The organism is Chryseobacterium sp. CFS2 (assembly GCF_036543225.1).
In the GTDB taxonomy this organism is placed as follows: domain Bacteria; phylum Bacteroidota; class Bacteroidia; order Flavobacteriales; family Weeksellaceae; genus Chryseobacterium; species Chryseobacterium culicis_A.
This window is the reverse complement of sequence record NZ_JAZHQU010000001.1, coordinates 741,406-759,931: the sequence shown is the minus strand read 5'-3', so window position 1 is coordinate 759,931 and position 18,526 is coordinate 741,406. Positions and strand designations below refer to the sequence as shown.

General features: G+C 36.0%; 16 protein-coding genes. 6 read left to right on the top strand and 10 right to left on the bottom strand.

Translation table 11 applies throughout. From position 1 onward, the window contains the following. Positions 1-7: 7 nt before the first annotated feature. Complete coding sequence (locus ODR02_RS03380) at positions 8-646, bottom strand: response regulator transcription factor (protein WP_209785632.1); 639 nt, start codon at positions 644-646, stop codon at positions 8-10. Continuing rightward, positions 636-2,609, bottom strand: coding sequence for a tetratricopeptide repeat-containing sensor histidine kinase (locus tag ODR02_RS03375; RefSeq protein ID WP_309511619.1), 1,974 nt, complete (start codon positions 2,607-2,609; stop codon positions 636-638). The genes ODR02_RS03380 and ODR02_RS03375 overlap by 11 nt, the downstream gene beginning before the upstream one ends. 200 nt (positions 2,610-2,809) lie before the next feature. Here ODR02_RS03375 and ODR02_RS03370 point away from each other — a divergent pair, with 200 nt between their 5' ends. Next, positions 2,810-3,229 carry a hypothetical protein gene (locus ODR02_RS03370; RefSeq protein ID WP_309511618.1) on the top strand — a complete coding sequence of 140 codons (420 nt, stop codon included), beginning with the start codon at positions 2,810-2,812 and terminating at the stop codon, positions 3,227-3,229. A 72-nt stretch (positions 3,230-3,301) separates the two neighbouring features. Here the strand turns inward: ODR02_RS03370 and tyrS are convergent, their stop codons facing one another. Continuing rightward, positions 3,302-4,597 (bottom strand): tyrosine--tRNA ligase, encoded by a 1,296-nt coding sequence (gene tyrS / locus ODR02_RS03365; RefSeq protein ID WP_105683857.1) that lies wholly within the window; start codon positions 4,595-4,597, stop codon positions 3,302-3,304. A gap of 222 nt (positions 4,598-4,819) precedes the next feature. Here tyrS and ODR02_RS03360 point away from each other — a divergent pair, with 222 nt between their 5' ends. Next, positions 4,820-5,380 (top strand): RNA polymerase sigma factor, encoded by a 561-nt coding sequence (locus ODR02_RS03360; RefSeq protein WP_209785628.1) that lies wholly within the window; start codon positions 4,820-4,822, stop codon positions 5,378-5,380. Positions 5,381-5,447: 67 nt separating this feature from the next. Here the strand turns inward: ODR02_RS03360 and ODR02_RS03355 are convergent, their stop codons facing one another. Further along, positions 5,448-6,080, bottom strand: coding sequence for a hypothetical protein (locus ODR02_RS03355; RefSeq protein WP_309511617.1), 633 nt, complete (start codon positions 6,078-6,080; stop codon positions 5,448-5,450). A 116-nt stretch (positions 6,081-6,196) separates the two neighbouring features. Here ODR02_RS03355 and lipA point away from each other — a divergent pair, with 116 nt between their 5' ends. After that, complete coding sequence (gene lipA, locus ODR02_RS03350) at positions 6,197-7,063, top strand: lipoyl synthase (protein WP_105683859.1); 867 nt, start codon at positions 6,197-6,199, stop codon at positions 7,061-7,063. Between the two features lie 234 nt (positions 7,064-7,297). Here the strand turns inward: lipA and ODR02_RS03345 are convergent, their stop codons facing one another. Then, positions 7,298-8,197, bottom strand: coding sequence for an AraC family transcriptional regulator (locus tag ODR02_RS03345; protein WP_309511616.1), 900 nt, complete (start codon positions 8,195-8,197; stop codon positions 7,298-7,300). Between the two features lie 183 nt (positions 8,198-8,380). Here ODR02_RS03345 and ODR02_RS03340 point away from each other — a divergent pair, with 183 nt between their 5' ends. Beyond that, positions 8,381-9,583, top strand: coding sequence for an MFS transporter (locus ODR02_RS03340; RefSeq protein WP_309511615.1), 1,203 nt, complete (start codon positions 8,381-8,383; stop codon positions 9,581-9,583). A 70-nt stretch (positions 9,584-9,653) separates the two neighbouring features. Here the strand turns inward: ODR02_RS03340 and ODR02_RS03335 are convergent, their stop codons facing one another. Further along, a complete protein-coding gene (locus ODR02_RS03335) occupies positions 9,654-10,034 on the bottom strand; it encodes an STAS/SEC14 domain-containing protein (RefSeq protein WP_047377160.1) in 381 nt (126 codons plus the stop codon). Between the two features lie 115 nt (positions 10,035-10,149). Between ODR02_RS03335 and ODR02_RS03330 the strand changes: the two genes are divergently transcribed. Then, positions 10,150-11,355: an NAD(P)/FAD-dependent oxidoreductase gene (locus tag ODR02_RS03330; protein WP_309511614.1), complete on the top strand. Its 1,206-nt coding sequence runs from the start codon at positions 10,150-10,152 to the stop codon at positions 11,353-11,355. Between the two features lie 366 nt (positions 11,356-11,721). On the opposite strand, the gene ODR02_RS03325 is transcribed toward ODR02_RS03330, so the two are convergent. The 4 genes from ODR02_RS03325 to ODR02_RS03310 form a co-directional block, all read right to left on the bottom strand. Continuing rightward, a complete protein-coding gene (locus tag ODR02_RS03325) occupies positions 11,722-12,912 on the bottom strand; it encodes a VWA domain-containing protein (RefSeq protein ID WP_309511613.1) in 1,191 nt (396 codons plus the stop codon). Between the two features lie 18 nt (positions 12,913-12,930). Next, on the bottom strand, positions 12,931-14,529 hold the full coding sequence (locus ODR02_RS03320) for a DUF4139 domain-containing protein (RefSeq protein WP_309511612.1): 1,599 nt from the start codon (positions 14,527-14,529) through the stop codon (positions 12,931-12,933). Positions 14,530-14,764: 235 nt separating this feature from the next. Then, entirely contained in the window at positions 14,765-15,445 is a 681-nt protein-coding gene (locus tag ODR02_RS03315; RefSeq protein WP_309511611.1) for an SIMPL domain-containing protein, read from the bottom strand. A gap of 111 nt (positions 15,446-15,556) precedes the next feature. Continuing rightward, a complete protein-coding gene (locus ODR02_RS03310; RefSeq protein ID WP_309511610.1) occupies positions 15,557-16,474 on the bottom strand; it encodes an SIMPL domain-containing protein in 918 nt (305 codons plus the stop codon). 134 nt (positions 16,475-16,608) lie between these two features. Between ODR02_RS03310 and ODR02_RS03305 the strand changes: the two genes are divergently transcribed. After that, on the top strand, positions 16,609-18,402 hold the full coding sequence (locus ODR02_RS03305) for a tetratricopeptide repeat-containing sensor histidine kinase (RefSeq protein WP_309511609.1): 1,794 nt from the start codon (positions 16,609-16,611) through the stop codon (positions 18,400-18,402). Positions 18,403-18,526: the final 124 nt, after the last annotated feature.

Sequence of the window (18,526 nt, the reverse complement as noted above, 5' to 3'; positions counted from 1 at the left end):
GGTTTTTTTATTCTTCAATCATACGCTGTTGTACAGCTCTGTTGATCAGTTCCGTGGAATTTTTTGCATGAAATTTCTGGAGCAGATTTTTACGATGGGTATCTACAGTAAGAGGACTTAAAAACAGTTCCTCAGCAATCATATTACTTGTTTTCCCCTGGGCTACCATCTGTAGTATTTGTTTTTCTCTTTTCGTAAGCCTGGGTGCAGGCACTTCATTTTGAGAAGGACGGCTGATGATCAGTTTGGTTTCATTGCAGAACACAATATCTCCGGAAAGCGCACCTCTTATGCATATTACCAGCTCATCAATAGAAGTGTTCTTGAGAAGGTAACCACTTGCTCCGTTTTGTATAGACTGCATAATGATACTTCTTTCAGAACGGTTGCTGAACATGATGACTGACGTATTCGGGGATATTTTTTTTATTTCCCTGCAAAGTTCTGTTCCATTGGCATCAGGAAGCGTAATATCCAGTAGAATAATATCTGCCATTTGTGACCGGACAAAGTTTATCGTTTCTGTACCGGACGCAAAACTTCCGGCTACATTAAAGAAAGGCTGGCTGTTCAGCATCATTCTCAATCCTTCAATCACAATAGGGTGATCATCTACGATGACTATATTTATCTTTTCATTCTCCATGGATGTTGAGTTCTATATTAATTGCTGTTCCCTGATGATCAGAAGTGATCTCCATTTTTCCTTTCAGGTAGTTGACTCTGTTTTTAAGATTACGAAGCCCCATACTTTTGGTGGTATTCTCTCTGTTTTTATCAAATCCTTTTCCGTTATCTTCAATGGTGATCAGAAAATTTTCGCCGGATTGGGAGCATTGAAGTAAAATGTTGTTGGCCTCAGCATGTTTTACCGCATTAGCCAGTAATTCCTGTACAATCCTGTAAATATTAAGCTGGATATTCAAAGGTAATGTCTTTTCAATATCAATAGCCTGAAAATCTATGTCGAGGTTTTTTCTGCTGTAGAATTCACACAAATCCTGTATGGCAGTTTCCAAACCAAAATTAAGCAATGATTCTGGCATTAAATTTCTGGCGACGTGGCGCAGCTCACTTACAGAACTATCCAGCTGACCCAAGATTTTATAAAACTCTTTATCCTTTTCCGGATTCAGATGGCTGGAAGACCAGGTGGAAAAGTTAATTTTAACCCCTGCAAGCATTCCGCCCAAACCATCGTGAAGATCTCTTGCAATACGTTCTCTTTCTCTTTCTTCTCCATCAAGGATGGCTTTCGTCAGTGATAATTCCTCCTTTTGCTTGATATCATTGAGTTTCTGTTCATTTATCTTTTTATTTTTTCTGAAAATGATAAACAGGAAGAGCAGAAGACTTAAGGCTAACAATAAAACAAGACCCATTCCCCATAAATAAGAATTCTTCTTGTTTACTTCCAGATCTTTTTGATTTTTTTCAGCATTTAAGGTTGCTATTTTTCTTTCTTTTTCAGCGGTGTTGAATTTAGATTCAAGTTTGTTGATTTCAAGCTTTACATTCTCAGTATTCAGACTATCGTTGAGTTTAGAATATTTTTGCTCCCATAGAAGCGCTTCTTTGGTATCTCCCAATTCTTCATTGAGTAATGAAAGTTGTTTGTAAAAGGTTTTTCTGTTATTAAGATCAATGGTCAGAGATTTTTCTGTTAAAACATCCTCCAAAGTAGCCTTGGCTTCCTTATATCTTTTGAGTTTTTTTAAAATATCATATTTGTTGAAATAAAACATTTGAGCCAGAAGATTCTGATTGTACTTTTGGGTATAAAAAATTCCTTTTTCTATCACAGGAAGAGCTTCTTCATTCTTTTGACGGGTAATATACAAAAGAGTTTTGCTGTAATAATAAAACGCATTGGATGAAGATTCCGGATAAGGACTGATGAGTTTTTCAGCTTTATTTAAATACTTTTCAGCCTCATCTCCGTTAGCCTGATAACAGAAATTGTTGGCAGAATTGAGATAGGTGAAAAATAGCTCAGCAGAATTCGGATAGTGTTTTTCGAGGATCTTCAGCGCTTTGCCATTATAATCTTCAGCTTTTTTAAACTGGGCATTATAAGTAAGAATCACTGCAAGCTGAGTATACAGGAAACCTAAATTTCTGTTGCTTTCATATTTTTCAACCAGAGGAATACTTTTTTCAAGCATCATCTTCACCAAAGGAATATAACCTTCCTTATCCTTTTGAGAAACTCCGTAGCTGTACCAGGCAAGAGCCTGAAGAAAATCAGATTCCTCATTTTTGAATTTTGATAAAGACCGGATGGCTTGCTGATAGGAAACTGCAGCTTTCTTTTTATTCCTGTCCAGATTATATTGTCCTTCGTAATAATAATATTTTGCTGAGATAAAAGGATTGCTTTGAGCCAGTAATTTTCCGTTTGCAAGATATTTCTTACTCAAAACAGAGTCACTGTTTCTATAATAATTTGATAAAAGTAAAGAAGCCGTTGCTTTTGAAGCATCGGGAAGATGCCCTTTTGTAATAGTTTGTAAGCTGTCTATATAAGCTTTCTCATTAAGCGGAACGATTTGTTGGGATTGTAATTTAAAAAACAAAAACAGGCTTAGCAGGACAAGTAATCTCTTCATTATGGATCAGTTCTGTAAAATATTTTTTTAAACGCTCAATTTAATTAAAAATTTCAGCATAAAAAATACCTGAATTTAGGTAGAAAAAATTACTTGTTTTTCAGGATTGATAGACGTAGGGGATGCTCATAGCTTTGCAAACATCAAATCATGAATCATAGAATATTCAATATAGTAACTAAAATTTAAACAAAAAGATTATGAAAAAAATGAAAATGAATCAGCTGCTAAGAGGTGCATTCGTTGCTGTAATAGCGGCATTGCTTATTGGGTTTACAGCTTCATGCAGTAAAGATAATGACGACAACAATGTGAATGGAGCAGGGAAAAGCCATAAAGTGGTTTTTAAAGCCATCGCTTCTTCGGGAAGTAATATTGATGTGGCCGTTTACGGAATTGATGGTAACCCTACCACAGCATCAAGTCTTAGCGGATCAACCTGGAGCAGCCCTGAAATAACCTCAGAACCTGGAGCATACACTGCCAATGCTGCTGTAAATGCTATCGGACCGGACGCTTCCGCTACTTTGAAAGTTCAGATCTGGGTAGACGGAGAACTTAAGAAAGAAGGAACTTCCAGTGGACAGTATTTGTCAGCTTCTACAAGCTATACATTTTAATATCAAATTATTTTAGGACATAAAAGCGGCGCTGAGAAAATCTCAGCGCCGCTTTTTATATGGTGTTTAAGCTTAGCCTACTTTTACAATAAAGTAGCTTTTCTTACCTTTTTGTAATAATAGAAATTTACCGTCGATAAGATCAGTTTCATTGGCGGTAAAAGTATCATTTACTTTTTGCTTGTTTACAGAGATTGCATTTCCTTTAATCTCTCTTTGCGCTTCACTCTTAGACTTTAAGAATCCTGATTTTTCAGAAAGAAGCTCAACAATATTCACTCCTAAAACATCGGTTTTTGCAATTTCTTTCTGAGGAACTCCATCAAAAACTTCAAGGAAAGTTTCTTCATCAAGACTTACAAGATCTTCAGCTGTGGAACGCCCGAAAAGAATTTCAGAAGCTTTCAGTGCTTTTTCATATTCTTCTCTTCCATGTACCCAAACGGTAACCTCTTCAGCCAGTCTCTTTTGTAGTTTTCTTTCGTGTGCCGCTGTTTTATGTTCTTCAATTAAAGCTTCAATTTCTTCTTTTCCTAAGAAAGTATAGAACTTGATGAATCTTTCAGCATCATCATCAGTAGCATTCAGCCAGAACTGGTAAAATTTATAAGGAGACGTCTTCTTTTTATCCAGCCAATAGTTTTCTCCACTTTCAGACTTCCCGAATTTAGAACCATCCGCTTTAGTAATCAAAGGAACTGTTAATGCAAATGCTTCACCCTGAGCTTTTCTACGGATCAGTTCTGTTCCTGTAGTGATATTTCCCCACTGGTCAGAACCTCCCATCTGTAGCTTTACATTGTTGTTTTGGTATAGGTGAAGGAAATCATATCCCTGGATGAGCTGGTACGTGAATTCTGTAAAACTCATTCCGTCAACCCCTGCGTCTCCGGAAAGTCTTTTCTTTACAGAATCTTTAGCCATCATATAGTTGACGGTGATATTCTTCCCTACATTTTTAGCAAAATCAAGGAAAGAAATATTCTTCATCCAATCGTAATTGTTAACCAGTTCAGCTTTGTTGGGTTCATTTCCTTCAAAGTTTAAGAATTTTGAAAGCTGGTTCTTTAAACAGTCAACATAATGTAAAAGAGTTTCTTCATCCAAAAGATTTCTTTCAGCCGATTTCCCGGAAGGATCTCCAATCATTCCTGTAGCACCTCCTACCAAAGCAATGGGCTTGTGGCCATGCAGTTGGAAGTGAGCTAAAATTTTTATCTGGATAAGACTTCCGATATGTAAAGAATCGGCAGTAGGATCAAAACCAATATATGCAGTAGTTACCTCTTTATTCAGTTGTTCATCGGTTCCTGGCATCATATCGGCAAATAGACCACGCCATTTCAGTTCTTCTATAAAGGAATTCATTGATTTTTAACTTTAAAATTTTAAGATGCAAAGATAGTAAATTCAGAAGTATTAAGGGGAAAAAAGCAAAAGAGTGAAATGGTCTCAAAATAGGAGAGTGAAATCATAAAATCATAAAAACTTTTTAGCTTGAAAATTTTATAAACAGAGCCATCCATCTTTCCATTATTTTACTTTTTGTCACTTTGCTTTTTCGCCTCAAATAATCTATATTTGTTATTAATGAACGACGAACAGCTATTCCTGCTCATACAGAAGGCCAAGGATAAAGACCAGAAGGCCCAGACTAAACTCATTAATGTTTTTTGGGTGGATGTTTTCTCTTTTGTCATGAAAAAGGTGAGAGATGAAAATGATACGGATGAAATCACCGTAAATGTTTTTTCAAAAGTATTGTCGAAACTGGATATGTTCGATCCTCATTTTCAGTTTAAAACCTGGATTCTTACCATTGCCCAGAATACGGTTATTGATTTCTGGAGAAAAAAGAACCGTGATAATGAAGATGCCGTGGAAAATCTGGATGAAGTTAAAAATCAATACGCAAAATCTCCGGAAGAACTTCTGATTTCTGAAGAAGAGCAGAAGAAGATCATCAAAACAATAGAATCTCTGGATGCTAATTATCAGGATATTATCAAATTGAGATTTTTTGAAGAAAAAAGTATCAAAGAAATTGCTGAAGAACTGGGAATTTCAGTAGCCAATACCAAAGTACGGGTAATGCGTGCTAAAAAAGTCTTAGCCGAATTGTTGAAAAATAACGAGTTTGACGATAATTAAAAAAATATTCAATAGAAACGGGCTTTAGCCCGTTTGCTTTAGCCAAAACATAATCTCACAATTTAATTTAAAAATAAACCTCTTCTTTTGTTTTCGGAAGAATTATTTTTTGCTGCTTTTCCTGATTTCTGTTCTGAAGATTGATCTTGAGTCCTTTTTTAATATCAGTTTCCTTTAAAGATTTACCATACTCAGCTGTGTTTTCCACTTCTTTTGAATAGTTCAGCTGACCTGTTGAAAGATTAAAATCAATATCTTTCCAGTAATCGCCCGGTCTTCCTGAAGTGGAAGAGGTTCCTATGAGTTCAAAATGCCCGTTCTGAAATCTATATTTATCTGTAACATCCCATTTCCAGCTGCTTCCTCCGTTTTGGGAAATGATCAGAATGCCTTTTTCTATTTTTGTTTCTCTGTAAGGATCACCCATCATACCGCCGCCATTGCTTTCCATAACAGCATTTCTAGATTTTTCAAGGATTGTCCATGCTCCGCCTGCCTTTTTCAGAATTTGAATTTCACGGATGTTTCCCATATCTGTAGTGTCCTTTGTATTATAAATAATTACTTTTTCAGGAATTTTATCTCCATCAAGATCGCCGTCTACCGTTTCAATGATACTAGAACCCGAAGGCTGAAATTGTTTTTGGGCAAGACAAAATGTTCCGCATACTGCAAATAAAAGGAAGAATGTTTTTCTCATAAAAATATTTTGAAGAGATAAATATACAAATGAAATTTCGAATTATCAGTTTCATCAATATTTCCGGTTGATGGTTTCCATTAAAAAATCCTTAACTTTGAACTTCAATTTTAGAAATGGAAAATTCAGTTCAAGACACTACCGTTCAAAAACCAAAATGGATCCGCGTAAAACTTCCTACCGGAAAGAATTACAGAGAGCTGAGAACATTGGTTGATAAATATAAATTAAATACCATTTGCCAAAGCGGAAGCTGCCCGAACATGGGAGAATGTTGGGGTGAAGGTACAGCTACTTTTATGATTTTAGGAAATATCTGTACAAGAAGCTGTGGATTTTGTGGCGTTAAAACAGGAAAACCCCTTGATGTAAACTGGGATGAACCTGAAAAAGTAGCCAGATCAATCAAATTAATGAAGATCAAACATGCCGTTCTTACCTCTGTAGACCGTGACGATCTGAAAGATATGGGATCTATTCTTTGGGGAGAAACAGTGAATGCTGTGAGAAGAATTTCTCCGGGAACTACGATGGAAACTCTGATTCCGGATTTCCAGGGTATCACAAAACACCTTGACAGATTGGTAGAAGTAGCTCCGGAAGTGATCTCTCACAATATGGAAACCGTAAAACGTTTGACCAGAGAAGTGAGAATTCAGGCTAAATATGAAAGAAGCCTTGATGTATTGAGATATTTAAAAGAAGCTGGCCAAAGAAGAACCAAAACAGGGGTAATGCTCGGATTGGGAGAAACTAAAGATGAGGTGTTCCAGACTATCGAAGATATCAGAAATGCCAATGTAGATGTTATTACTATGGGACAATATCTGCAGCCGACTAAAAAGCACCTTCCTGTAAAAAAATTCATCACTCCGGAAGAATTTGATGAATTCGGTGATTTTGCCAGAAGTTTAGGGTTCAGACATGTTGAAAGTTCTCCTCTTGTAAGAAGTTCTTATCACGCAGAAAAACATATTCACTAAAATATAAACCGTTCAGAAATGAGCGGTTTTTGTTTTTTTAGGTAGCAGAGATTAGGTTGTAGGGATTAGGGATTAGGGATTAGGGATTAGGGATTAGGGATTAGGGATTAGGGATTAGGGAGTGAAAGGGCTTCCATTTGTAATAACGATTTCCATCATTCCCCTCCTCTGGAGGGGTGGCGAAAATTCAAAGAATTTTTGACGGGGTGGTTTATCCTATTCATCTCTTACTTTCTATTTATTACAAGCCGTCTCCTTGGTAATCACCCCAATGCGGCCATTAATTTCTATAGGTCTGAAATGTTTCTTTTTGAATTCTGAAGGTGTTTCTCCTGTATGTTGTTTGAATAATTTATTAAAATAAGAAAGACTTTCAAAGCCTACCTGAAAACAGACTTCCGTCACAGACTGATCTTTCAGCAGGAATATTTTGGCCTGATTGATTCTGTAGTTGTTGACAAAATCAGTAAAGGTCATATTGGTCTGCTTTTTAAAATACCGACAGAAAGCAGGAGTACTTAGGCTTACCACTTTGGCTACTTCATTGACATTGGGTTTTCGGTCATAATTTTCATGGATATAGTCGTAGATGGTTCCCATTCTGATTTTATCATTCAAAAACCATTTGATTCGGGTATCTTCTTTATTCAGTTCTTTTACCTCAGTGGAATTGGCAAGAATTTGTAGAATTTCAATCAATCCAACCAAAGATTCAAAAGAAGTTTTATCTTTAATAATCTGTAGTTTTTCAACCACTGTATTTTTGGTCTCTCCGGAAAATGAAAGTCCAAGATAGGAACGTTCTAAAAGGGTTTTGATATTTTCAAATTCAGGAACGGGAAGGATAATATCCTGAAGGAAGTTTTCCCGCATCTGCAATACAAGCTGTTTGCATTCGGTCTGAATACCATAATCAAAATTAAGGTGGGGAACATTGGAACCAATCAGTAAAAGATCACTGTCTGTAAAGCCTGAAATATTCTTTCCAACATGCCGGATTCCATTCACTGCTTCTACATATACCAATTCGATTTCCGGATGATAATGCCAGAAAAAACAGTTCTTAAGAGAAGGGGCAAATAGCTTGAATGATTTCCCTTTTTCAAATTCAATAATTTCTTTCTGGATTTTCATTTTGTTCTGGTTTGATTGTTTCTGAATTTAAAATTAAATAAAAAGGTTAATATGGAGCAAATTTTTATCATTCAAAGAGGTGTGAAATTCAAACTTTCTTTCGATTTTTGCACTTTCAAAATAAAGATACTCAGCTGTCCTTTAATTTGAACCAAATTAATTCAGAAAAAAGATTTAGATACAATGAAGATTGATAAAAGAATAATACCATTGGCTATTGGTGGTTTAGGGATAGGAACTACGGAATTTACCGTAATGGGACTGTTGCCGGATATTGCAAAAACATTACAGATCACAATCCCGCAGGCAGGACATTTAATTTCTGCTTATGCGATGGGAGTGGTCATCGGAGCTCCGATTCTGATCGGGTACTCGGTGAAGTTTCCCCCTAAGAAAGTGTTGATCGCTTTTATGATCCTTTTTACAATATTTAATGGACTTTCGGCTATTGCTCCTGATTATAACAGTATGCTGATTATCCGTTTTCTGTCCGGACTTCCTCATGGAGCATTCTTCGGAGTAGGAACGGTAGTCGCTTCAAAAATGGCAGGAAAAGGGAAAGAAGCATTTTATATATCGATGATGTTTACGGGACTTACGGTTGCCAACCTGGCCATGGTTCCTCTGGTCACCTATATCGGACATACATTCCATTGGAGACTGTACTTTGCTATTGTAGCAGTTATTGGTCTTTTTGCCATATTATTTTTGAAACTGTGGCTTCCTGCAATGGAATCTAATCAAAATACCCACTTCATGGAAGAGCTGAAATTCCTTAAAAATAAACAATCGTGGCTGGTACTGGTGATTACAGCAATTGGATTTGGAGGGCTTTTCACATGGTTAAGTTATATTACCCCTTTAATGACGGTAGTGGCAGGAATCAAAAGCAGCCAAATGGCCTATGTCATGGTTCTGGCAGGAGCCGGAATGGTAGTCGGAAATCTGGTGGGAGGGATTGTTTCAGATAAATTGGGACCAGAGAAAACCTGTGCATTGCTGATCTTCCTGATGATGATTTCTCTTGGAGGAGTTTTCTTCCTTGCCGAACATCAGAATATTGCTTTGGTATTGACGTTTATGTGTGGCGCTTTATCAATGTCTATTGCATCACCTATCAATATTATGATGATGAAAGCCGCTCCAAAAAGTGAAATGATGGCTGCTGCTTTTATGCAGGCAGGTTTTAATATTGCCAATGCAATGGGAGCTTTTTTTGGGGGAATTCCTCTGGAATACGGTTATTCATTCAACTATCCATCACTGGTTGGAGTAGGAATGACTTTTATTGGGGTGGTTATAAGTGTAAGGTATATGTATTTGTACGGTTCAAAGGCTCAAAATGAAGAGGAAGTTGCCGCAGAATGTGTATCCTGTGATAAATAAGATTCTTTCTTATGAAATAAAAAAGAGCCTGTTTCAATCAGAAACAGGCTCTTCTGTATAAAAATAAGTTTTATGCCTCTACTTCATCTCCATTTTTGCACCAATAGAGGGCATTGTATAAATTTTCTTTGGGGAAAGATTTAAACTCTCCCGGCATCAGAACACTGAAGATACTGGTAAAATCACGTATTCCTTCCTTATCTGTAACAATAGCTGAGCGATTCCAGTTGGTAAGATTTTTCAATCCTAACAACAGATCTTCAAGCCATGCTCCCATGGTAAAATTATCCAGATCGGTATCCAAATACAATAAGTAATTCAACTCACCGAATTGCTCTACCTTCTCTTTTACGCGCGGAATTACCAGTCTTTCAAAATCCTCTTTCGTTACTTCTCCCGTTGCATTGAATGCTGCAACATTTTCCGGGGCTTCTGGAATAATTGTTATCATAATAAATATTTTATGGTGGTTTGAGTTTAAAAGAATAACAATAATTACACCATAATTTGGTGGAAAATTGTTAAAAAAGGTATAAATATTGTTACTTTCAGTGTAAAATATAAATATGGATCTCAAATCAAATGAACCTTTCTGGCTTCTAAAAAACGGACTGTTAGCTTCTTATCCTTCTTTAAAATCAAATGAAGAATGTGATGTTCTCATTGTAGGAGGTGGCATTACAGGAAGCCTGATTGCCCATCAGATGGTAGAAGACGGATATAATACAATCCTTATTGATAAAAGAGAACTTTGTAACGGAAGTACTTCTGCCACCACTTCAATGCTCCAGTACGAAATAGATGTTCCTCTTTATGAACTGATAGAAAAAATAGGCAAAAAAGGAGCTGTTCTGAGCTATGCAGCCTGCAGTAATGCTATTGACACAATAGAAAGGCTTTCAAAAATAACTAAATCCAAGGCCGGTTTTAAACGAAAGAAATCACTGTATTTTGCTTCGAAAAAGAAAGATGTGGAATGGTTGAAGAAAGAATACGAAGCAAGAAGACAAAACGGATTTGATGTGAAGTGGCTGGAAGCAGAAGAGATTTTTAAAAAATTTGAATTTAAAAACACCTATGGCGGTATTTTATCCAGGCAGGGAGCAAGTATTGACGCTTTTCAGTTTGCCCATGAGCTGTTCATCCATAATGTAAAAAAAGGGTTGAAAATATTTGATAAGACCGAAATGGTAAAAGTGGAGGAGCATAAAGGTTTTAATCTGATCACTGTAGACAGTGGATTCAATATTAAAGCCAAAAAGATCATTTACTGTATTGGCTACGAAAGTAAAAATTTACTGAAAGAAAACTTTGTGAATCTGAAAAGTACCTATGCCATTGTTTCTGAAATAGACAAAGACAAGTTTAAAAATATCAGCAGTACGTTAGTCTGGAATACTGATGATCCTTACCTGTACATGAGAACGACTGATGATGGAAGGCTTCTTATTGGAGGAGGAGATGAAGATTTTTATGCTGCAGAAAAGCGTGACGCGATCCTTCATCAAAAAGAAAAAGAGATCCTGAAAAATCTAAAAAAAATAAAACCGGATTATCATTTTTATACAGATTTTGTCTGGGCCGGAACTTTTGGGGAAACAAAAGACGGGCTTCCTTATATCGGGGAACATCAGAAATTTAAAAACTCTTATTTTGTCCTTGGGTTTGGAGGAAACGGAATCACTTTTTCAGTAACAGGAATGAAGATGGCTTCTTTGTTTATGAAAAATAAAAAACATCCATTGTCAAGATATTTTAGGTTTGGGAGGTGATTGTATTTTTACCACAAAAGTCACAAAAGTTTTTATAGTCTTTGTTCATTCAAGTTGAAAACTTTGTGCATATGAAGCGCATAAAAGCTAAAAAAATCTATGATTTTCAAACTATAATAAAAATTGTTTAGATTCCTACGGAATGACAAACGACCCGGATAAACCGTTATTCGAATTGTGCCATTCCGTAGGAATCCTGGTTAAATTACTTGAAAAAATGTAATAAATAGATACTCCAACAAATATTCCCATTGCACATGCTTAATTCCCATCCTCTGGAGGGGTGGCGAAAATTCAAAGAATTTTTGACGGGGTGGTTTACACGTATTTAATAACATATAAAAGCGGGTAAAACCCGCTTTTAAACTACAAACTATACCCGTTCTTTTTAGCCAGTTCAACAATAGAACTTTCAATGGCTTTTCCCAGATCATCAGAATCATCAGTGCCTCTTTTCTTCATCTCTCCGTCAATAAAGGTCTGGCGCTTTTTGGATAGTTCCTCTATTTCTTTCTGGATTTTATCGCGGGCGGCAGACTTTTCTGTAATCGTTTTTTGAATTTCTTCTTTGCTTTTTCCCTTCAGCTCAGCAGGAAGTTCACTTTCTTTTACATGGGCAATAAATCCGGCATCCTTTTCAGCTTTATCCACCAGATCCCAATGGTCATTTTTGTAAGCATTCTTTTTAGATTTGGCAACAGCCCTTTCCACTAAGTTGGATGCTGACTGTGATTCAGCGTTTTTATCCTGCGTGATCTGCTTTAATCTGTATTCCGAACCGTGGTTTCCATAATAGATGTAAGTGTCGTTCAGCTTCGCATTGCATTCGGAAATTTTGATGTCGTAAGGTGTTTCAATATAGATTACTTTCCTGTCACTGTCGATATTGAAGTATTTTCCACCTCCTAGAGATGCTCCGTTTTGCCAGAACGTCTGAATTCCTTCCTCCCGGCTTCCACAGAAAATGGTGTTGGTATAAATATTTTTATTCTTCGCTTTTGAAACAACATCTTTATAATTTATTTTTCCCTGATTGAATGCTTCATTCCCTGCAATATAAATCAGTTTCATACTTTTATCATTACTGTCCCAGTTCAGGTTGGCAGAGGCATCACGAATAACAGCTCCACAATATTCACTTCCGCCATTGGTTCTTAAGGCGAATAATTTTTCGGAAATAAGATCCAGATCCTGAGTAAGAGGAGCAACCTGGCGGATATAATTTTCATCACGGATTCCGTCGTTTCCGTATTCATAGAGGGCAATTTCAATCTGGGGCGCTTTTCCGTTGTATTTTAAAGTGGTCAAAGTATTCACAATATTCCACAGTCTGGATTTTGCCTGATCAATCAACCCGTCCATACTATTGGAAGTATCCAGTAAAAGAGCGACCTGAATTTTATTATCCTTTAAGGTTGAGTGAGCCGGAATCACTGTAACTTTTTGCATCGGTAAATTAAGATTACCATTACTTTGTATAGAGCGGTTGTCCGGAATATTGCCGGAGCTTAAAAAAGCTGTACCCGCTGTAAGTGCTAAGATTTTTAAAGTTGTCATATCATTATTTATTATGGGTTATCTGCTGTAATACTGGATCTGCATATCTTTAGGATACTTCACTTCATAGGAGAAGGTAATCTTCTCTGAATTTCCTGAACCTATGTTTTTGTTCCACAGGATACTTCCCGTTTTATCATCAAGGCTTCCACCGCCAAGGTCTAATGTTTTAACCAGAATCTTAGAGTTTTCGCTGATGGGAAGCTGATCAAGAACTTCCAGTTCAATATTTTCTTTTGTATTATTTCTGATGCTGATTTGATAAGATTCTGTTTCCCATTTGTTTGTGTTCATGGCCTTTTGAGAGGTCTTGTCTCCAAGCTTGATTCTTTTTACTGTAATTCTTTCATCTACTCCAAGAGAAATCGGGAACTCATCTTTTACATAATTGCTGGTAATATTGGTTTTTCCGATATAGTTATCTTCAAAATAGATATTCGCTTCTCCATTGATGAGGTTGAGGTTCTGCCAGTTCTTCACAAAAGCCATCAGGAATACCTGGTTGTTAAGTTTTGGAACTGTGTGGTATTTGTAAGTGGCATCAACCTGTTTTTTATCAAGGATCACATATTGTTCTTTTTCCTGGCTTACAATGGTTTGATTGTAATTAAGCTCATAGATCACATTCATCTGGCTGTCAGAAACTGTAGCTACAGGAATCTGGTTTGGTTTTGCAGCAATATCTTCTCTCATCTGATAAGCATTGGCTGCTGAAATTTCTTTTTTAGATTTATAACCTGCAATTTCCATCTGAGAATTGTAAGGAGTATATTCTGCTACATAAAGTGGAGATAAAATAGGTCTGTCCTGATTGTATGATGGTCTGTATGTAGAGACAAACAGCTTTACATTTTTCCAGTCCTGTCCGGTTTTCTGATAAATTTTACCCTTGTAAACCATTTCCAGAGGTTTCTTTACAGATTCAGCACGCAAATCATAAGAAGGAATCCATCCGGCATCAGAAACAATATAGCTTACCCCAAGATTCAGACTGGTTTCGTTATCCGCAAGAATTTCAAGAAGAAGCTCTTTACGATTGGTATTTTTATGGGTTTGCTCTTCAGCATACTGATTACTGAGCTTTGCAATACTTTCATCCAGAACCGTTTTCTGCTCATTCAGAAGGAATACCTGGTTATCAATTTCCAGCATTCTCTTTCTGTAAAACTCAGTAAGTTTAATAAGCTGTTCCTGCGGAGTAGATTTATCATTGATAGAAATTTTTAAATTATCATTAATGATATGCTGCTCACCCGCCAGATTTTTGATTTGAATATTCAACAGGCTTACCTGTCTTTGAAGCTTTTTTGTCTCTGTTTCAAGTTTTTTTTCATTATCTGACAATTCATCATTTTTCAAAAAATTATTTTGAGGCGTTATGGAAAGGAGTGTCGTATTTTTTTCAAGATTGATTTTATAGGTATTTTCATCCAGATTATTGGGAAGATTGACAATTCTTATGGTATTTCTACCTTTCTGAAGACTTACATTGGTACTTCCGAAAACTTTTGCTCCCTGAAGAAATACAGTGGCCTGTTTTACTTCAATTTTTTTCTTAATTTCCTGTGCTTTGATAAAGACAACTGAAAATATGATTAGTAAAAAATAACGTTTCATTGTTTATTATTTTGAATTCCTGAAGTAAAATTATCTCTATTTAAGACTGAAAATTGGGGAACTTGGTGAAGGGGTAATTTGACTTGGTGAGTATGCCATAGAGAAAAAAGAGGTTGTTTCAAAATTGTCATTCTGACGAAGGAAGAATCTCTTTTACAATAAATCAGAATCCGTTCGAAACTACAAAAAACCAATAAAGCTACCCTTTGGGCAGCTTTATTTTGAACTTATTCTTTTAAAGAATTTCGTATTTTGTTTTGATGCTGTATTTCAGTTTGATGTTTTCAATATTATCAAAAGAATAATCTACCGGAGCATCCGCCATTTCCATCTGTACGCTGTTCATTCTTCCTTTGTAAGCGGCCGGCATGATCATATCGCTGGTATAGTCTTCTATTTCTACAATTTCAAGAGCATTTCCTGTCTTTTTGCCCATACTTTCCAACAAGTAATCTGCCTTTTCTTTAGCGGCTTTCAAAGCATTGATTTTTACCGCTTTTCTGAAATCTGCAATTTTAGTATTCTTTACCTCAGCAATGTTCAGGCTGCTTACCCATTTTTGGTTCAGGTCTTCAAAAATTTTACTCAGACTTGATTTTGTGCTGGCTTTAAACTGATAACTTTTAGTAAACTTGGCTGTTTTAGAATAGATATTCTGGTACATTGATTTGAACTTGATATCCTCGTTCTTTAACCCTGCATTTTTTAAAATTTCAAATAACTTCTTTTCATTATCTGCCAGATCATTTTTGTTATCTGCTTTTATTCCGATGCTAAAAATAATTTCATCCGGTTCTACTTCCATTTCAGCAACACCTGTTACTTCAATTGCATTTTTCTTTACTTCTTGTGTCTGAGCATTTACAAAGCTTCCAAGGGTTAAAATTCCGATTAATAAAAAATGTTTCAATTTCATAATTTCCTGTTTTAAATTTTTAATTCTGATGTAAAATTACGCCGATCAGAAACCGGAATTCGGGAAACTTGGTGAAATGGAGCTTTCACTTGGTGAGACTTCAGAAATGAATTACTTCTCTTTATTTTTCTTCAGATCATATTTTACGCTGAGGTTCATAATATATTGTATACCCACCTCAGGATCGGAGTTGTTGATGACTTTATCAAAGCCGGTATAATCTGTTCCGTCATAGTAAAAGGTCTTTGATTTCCTTTCTTCTTTTTTTACATATCTGCTATCATACCCATAGGTGACGCTGGCGCTTTCAAAGGCTGCATAATTCTGATATTGATTTTTTGGGAAAGTATAAGTAAAACCTGAAGTCGCTGTAGGGCTTCCAATAATTTCTTTTTTAAACAGTTTAAAATAATTATCCTTCTTTTTGTCAAAGACAGCATAAGCCTCTTTGAGAAGGTCTTCCTGGATTTTATCAATATCATTGCTGATATAATCCACTTTAATAACATCATAAATCTGGAAATCTGAAGCTTCAGAGATGAGCTTTTCTATCATTGAATGCTTGTTTACGGTAATAATGATATTCTTCTTGGTTTCGAACCCGTCCATTTTTTGAGTGGTTACCTGAGTGTCTTTATTAATGTCATAATCATAGATTTTTGTCTGTGAGATAAAATCCACAAAAATATCATCGTTTCTGATGCCCATTGATGATATCCTTTTTATAAAACCATTGATTCTCCTGTTGATATTTTCAATAGCAATTTTAGGTGTTGCAGCTTCTTCATTCAGACCAAGAGTAAGTTTATATCGGTCTGCAGTCTTATTCATCAATACTTTTACATTAACAACAAGCGTGGAATCATTCGTGAAATAACTATTGGCATTGTTGAAGTCAGGGAGGTTTTTTAGAGCGGAATAATCGTTGTTATTTTTGTCTCTGTAAATCTGGTTTCCTCCCACCTGCGCTTTGGAAAGACTTAAAAGAGAAGCCATGATGAGGAAAAATACGGATGTTTGTTTTTTCATGATTTTTAAATTTGAATTATTTTGCCCCAAACTTAGCCTTACGGTCACAGTGTCAACGACTCAACTTGGTGAAAGGGAAGCTTCACTTGGTGAATAGTTTTTGAGCAGACTATATATATGTATATCTTTGTTTTATGAAAATGCTTAAACTCTTTACCTTCTTTTTACTGGCGCTTTGGGGAAATAGAATACATTCCCAAACCACGAATAACAGCAGTGCTGCTGTGGAAGAAGTGCAGGTAGAAACGAAGAAGCTGAAAAAAGCAATTGATACTAAAAATGAACCTGCCCAGGCTGATTCATATTATAATATTGGTGAAACATTTTTTAATAACGGGAATTTTCCGAAGAGTGAAGAATATTACACCAAAGCTAAAAATCTGTATGAAAAACTTAACGACAAACCCAATATTGAAAAAGCAACCCGCAGATTGGCTCAGTCACAGGAAAAACAGAACAAAATAACGCCTGCTATCAGTAACTATGGCAGAGCGGCACAAATGGGGTACAGTGAAAAAAGTAAAGCTGTAAATACTAATGATGTTACAAGACTTTCTTCTCCTACACCCGAACTTAAGGCGGAAGCGATCCAGAATAATATCAATCTGAGTAAAAAAGAAAACGAACAGGGAGATCTTGCAGAAAGCTACAGCCAACTGGCTGATGTTAATCTTAAACAAAAAGATGTTTCAAGCGCTGAAGAAAACCTGAATACCGCCTATAAAATTTCCAAAAAAGAAGCTCCTCAACAGGCATTGGCGATCAATCAGAAATTAGCAGATCTCTATGTTGAGAACAAAAATTATGATAAAGCTATTGAAGCTAAAAAGAAAGTACTGAAAGAAGATTTTGTGAAGGACAATTCGCAGGAAAAAGTCAATCAGATTCAGGAACTGGCAGATATTTATATTAAAAAGAATGATCCCAAAGAAGCCGTAGATCTTTTGAAAAATGCCTATGGAATTGCCTTAGATAAAGGTCATACACTGGAAGCACAGAAAAGTGTAAAAAAACTGGACAGCCTTTATGCAATTTCAGGAAATGTGGATGCTTCAGTTCAGTTATACAGAGACTTTTTAGGAAAACTCCCGAATCTTGTCTCCAAAGACAGAAGCCTGGTCGATAATAAAATTCTGGAAGATACCGAACAGAGAATATCCCAGCTGGAAAAAGAAAAAGAGCTGAAAGATGAGCTTATCAGAAAGAAAAATGTGTTCAATTACAGTCTGATTGGTGCTTTGATTCTACTGACAGGATTGATGATTTTTATTTTCAGAACATTGAAAAAAGTTCAGACGAAAAATAAAAAAATTGCCCTTCAATCATTACGCAGAGAGATGAATCCGCATTTTATTTTTAACAGTTTAAACAGTGTCAATCATTTTATAGCCACCAATAACGAACTGGAAGCCAATCAGTATCTGACTAAATTTTCAAAGCTGATGCGCGGGGTGATGGAAAACTCAGCCGAAGATTTTATTCCTTTCCAGCAGGAGCTTGATCTTCTTCAAAATTATCTTGCTTTAGAAAAAACACGTTTTGCAGATAAGTTCGATTATGAAATTGATGTAGATGAAAGCCTGAATATGCAAAACCTGCAAGTTCCGGGAATGCTTATACAGCCGTTTCTGGAAAATGCAGTCTGGCATGGACTCCGCTACAGATCTGAAAAAGGATTTTTAAAACTAAGCTTTGATAAAAGTGAATCACACCTTAAAATTATTATCGAAGACAACGGAATAGGAATTGAGGAAAGTAAAAAGCAGAAAACCCAGCATCAAAAGACAAGAGAGGGCAGAGGAATGAAAAATACACTGGAAAGAATCCAGCTTCTGAACGATCTGTATAAGAAAGATATTACCTGCTCTGTAAAAGATAAAGAAAATAATACCGGAGTTTTGGTAACGCTCCAGATCAATTTGATCTGATCTGAATTCAGGCTAGATCTTCTTTATAAATTGATGACGATTTAGGATAACATAAAAAGGAATATAACGCTATACGTTTCTTTGAGGAGATTGTAAAGTTGGCTAAATATTCCTAATTTGCACC